The organism is Aeromicrobium sp. (assembly GCF_036675695.1).
GTDB lineage: Bacteria > Actinomycetota > Actinomycetes > Propionibacteriales > Nocardioidaceae > Aeromicrobium.
In genome coordinates this window covers 1-3,167 of record NZ_JAKFEL010000256.1, presented here as the reverse complement: position 1 = coordinate 3,167, position 3,167 = coordinate 1, and the positions used below count along the sequence as shown (strand labels likewise).

Annotated in this window: 3 protein-coding genes; all 3 read left to right on the top strand. The window is 65.8% G+C overall.

The window, feature by feature from the left end:
- Positions 1-70 precede the first annotated feature (70 nt).
- A complete protein-coding gene (locus tag V6M39_RS17165) occupies positions 71-745 on the top strand; it encodes a redox-sensing transcriptional repressor Rex (RefSeq protein ID WP_332645036.1) in 675 nt (224 codons plus the stop codon).
- 88 nt (positions 746-833) lie between these two features.
- Positions 834-2,123 (top strand): glutamyl-tRNA reductase, encoded by a 1,290-nt coding sequence (locus V6M39_RS17160; protein WP_332645035.1) that lies wholly within the window; start codon positions 834-836, stop codon positions 2,121-2,123.
- Positions 2,120-3,058 carry a hydroxymethylbilane synthase gene (hemC, locus tag V6M39_RS17155; protein WP_332645034.1) on the top strand — a complete coding sequence of 313 codons (939 nt, stop codon included), beginning with the start codon at positions 2,120-2,122 and terminating at the stop codon, positions 3,056-3,058. Before V6M39_RS17160 ends, hemC begins: the two co-directional genes overlap by 4 nt.
- The last annotated feature ends 109 nt before the right edge of the window (positions 3,059-3,167 follow it).

The window sequence follows — 3,167 nt, the reverse complement described above, 5'->3', positions numbered from 1 at the left end:
CTTAAACTGGGTCGGCGCAGCGAGCCAGTCCCATTCGGGATAATCCCCGGCCGCGCAGCGCAGGAGCACCGTGACGATACTTCGCAACAGGCCTTCGGCCGGTTCACCAGAGCGTGGCATCCCTGACGCCACCGTGGCCCGGCTGCCGGTCTATCTGCGCGCCCTCAACGCTCTCACCGAGCAGGGCATCGGCACATGCTCGTCCAATGACCTCGCCGCACAGGCCGGAGTGAACCCCGCCAAGCTGCGCAAGGATCTCTCGCACCTGGGTTCCTACGGCACCCGCGGAGTCGGCTACGACGTCGAGTACCTCCGCTACCAGATCGCCCTCGAGATCGGTCAGAACCAGGATTGGGACGTCGTCATCGTCGGCGTCGGCAACCTGGGCTCGGCTCTCTCGGCCTACCAGGGCTTCAGCACCCGTGGCATCCGCGTCGCTGCGCTGGTGGACAGCAACCCCGAACGCATCGGTACGACGATCTCTGGCATCGAGGTCTCCGCTATGGCTGACCTCAAGAAGGTCGTCGCCGAGCGCGAGATCTCGATCGGCATCATCGCGACCCCGGGCGAAGCAGCCCAGGATGTCGCCGATCACCTCGTCGAGGCTGGCATCACCAGCATCCTCAACTTCGCGCCAGCACTCGTACAGGTGCCGGACAATGTCGATGTACGCAAGGTCGATCTCTCGATCGAGCTCCAGATCCTCGCCTACCACGAGCAGCGCAAGGCGGGTGAAGCGTCGTGAACGAGCGAAGCGAGAGAACCATTCAGGCTAGGGCGTCGTTCGAGACTCGACCCATCTCCGTCGCACCCGTCTTCGGAGGTGGCGACCAATGAGCGTGCTTGTTGTTGGTATGTCGCACAAGTCGGCTCCTCTCGAGGTGCTCGAGAAGGTCGCGCTCGATCCAGCCGCGTCGATCAAGCTGTCGCAGCTCGTCCTCGAGGCGCCGTTCGTCACCGAGTCGGTTGTCGTGTCGACGTGCAACCGCGTCGAGATCTACGTCGAGGCCGAGCGCTTCCACGGTGCCGTTGAAGAGGTGTCCCGCCTGCTGGCGGAGCACGCCGATCTCGATCGCGACGAGTTCGTCCGCCACGTCTACGTTCACTTCGACGAGGCAGCTGTCGCGCACGTCTTTGGCGTAGCCGCCGGTATGGACTCAATGATCCTTGGTGAGAGCCAGATCCTCGGTCAGGTACGCGACGCACTGCTCACGGCGCAGGCCGAGTCCACTGTCGGTCCGGCGCTCAACGCGCTGTTCCAGCAGGCACTTCGCATCGGCAAGCGCGGCCACGCCGAGACCGGCATTGATCGTCTCGCCCCGTCCATCGTCACGGCATCGCTCGCCGCCGCTGGCGACATCGTCGAGGCCGAGGACACCCGCTTCCTGATCGCCGGCGCTGGCACGATGGCCAAGCTTGCCGTTCGCACGCTGGTCGAGCGCGGTATCGACGCTGACCAGATTGCGGTGGCCAACCGTACGTACGAACGCGCGCAGGACCTCTCCATCGAGTCCGGTGTCCGAGCTCTCCGCTGGGAAGACACGGATCACGAGCTCGCGGCCGCCGACGTGCTCATCAGCTGCACTGGCGCTAACGGAATCGTGTTCGATCGCCCGCGCATCGAGGCTGCCGGTCGCCCACAGGTGCTGATCGACCTCGCACTGCCACGCGACATCGACAGTGCTGTGCGCGATATCGATGGTGTCTCGCTGATCGACCTCGTGGTGCTGTCGAAGCTGACCGAGAACGCCGAGCTCGCTGCCGACGTGAAGCAGGTGCGTTCCATCGTCGAGGACGAGGTGCGTACGTTCCTCGTCGCCAAGGCCGCTTCGCACATCACGCCGACCGTCGTTGCGCTTCGCACGATGGCCACCGACGTGGTCGACGCTGAGGTGGCCCGTATCGAGGCACGCCTTCCAGACCTCACCGCAGACGAGCTTGCATCCGTACGGCAGGCGCTGCGTCGCGTTGCAGACAAGTTGATCCACACGCCGACGGTTCGCGTACAGCAGCTCGTCGATGGCACCGGAAGCCTCACGTACGCCGAGGCGCTCGCTGATCTCTTCGCCCTCGACCAGGCTGCGGTTGACGCTGTGACGCGCGTCGGAGGTGAGTCGGCATGACGACCATCAAGCTCGGCACGCGCGCCTCCACACTCGCGATGACGCAGTCCGCGACGATCGCCGACCGGCTTCGGGCCAACCACGGTGTCGAGGTCGAGCTCGTCCAGATCTCCACCGAGGGTGACCGCAGCTCCGAGCCCCTCGTCTCGATGGGTGGCCAGGGCGTCTTCGTGGCAGCTCTGCGCGAAGCCCTGATCTCCGGCGAGATCGACATCGCCGTGCACTCGCTCAAGGACCTGCCGACAACGCAGGATCCACGACTCGTGATTGCCGCGATCCCGCCGCGCGTCGACGCCCGCGACTGCCTGGTGGCTCGTGACGGCATGACTCTCGGCGAGCTGCCGCAGGGCTCTCGCGTGGGGACAGGTTCGCCGCGTCGCGAGGCTCAGCTCAACGCACTTGGCCTCGGTGTCGAAGTCGTACCGATTCGCGGCAACGTCGACACCCGGATCGCCAAGGTGGCGTCCGGTGAGTACGACGCCGTGCTCCTTGCTCGTGCTGGTCTGCTGCGGCTCGGCCGCGCCGACGAGGCGACCGAGCTCATAGATCCCCTTCAGATGCTTCCTGCCCCCGGGCAGGGTGCTCTGGCCTGTGAATGCCGCGCCGACGATGTCGCGACGATTCACCTCCTTGACGGTCTCGACGACTCTGACACCAGAGTCGCCGTGACCGCCGAACGCAGCCTGCTTGCCGCTCTTGAGGCAGGTTGCAGCGCGCCAGTCGGGGCTCTCGCGGAAGTCGCCACTGGCGACGACGGCGACGAGCTGTGGCTTCGTGCGGTGGTTGGAGACATTTCCGGCTCGCCCACCATCCGACTGTCCGCGACCGGCTTGCCTTCCGAAGCCGCCGCGGTCGGTGAACGTCTTGCTGCCGAGATGCTCGCCGAAGGTGCCGACACCCTCGTGGCCGTCGCCTCACCAACCCCAGGCAGATAGAGAAAAGGAACACCGTGACAATCACCAATGCGATGCCAGCACCGTCGACGCCGAGTCCCGGCTCACGCAAGGCCCCACGCGGCCACGTGAGCTTCGTGGGCGCGGGGCC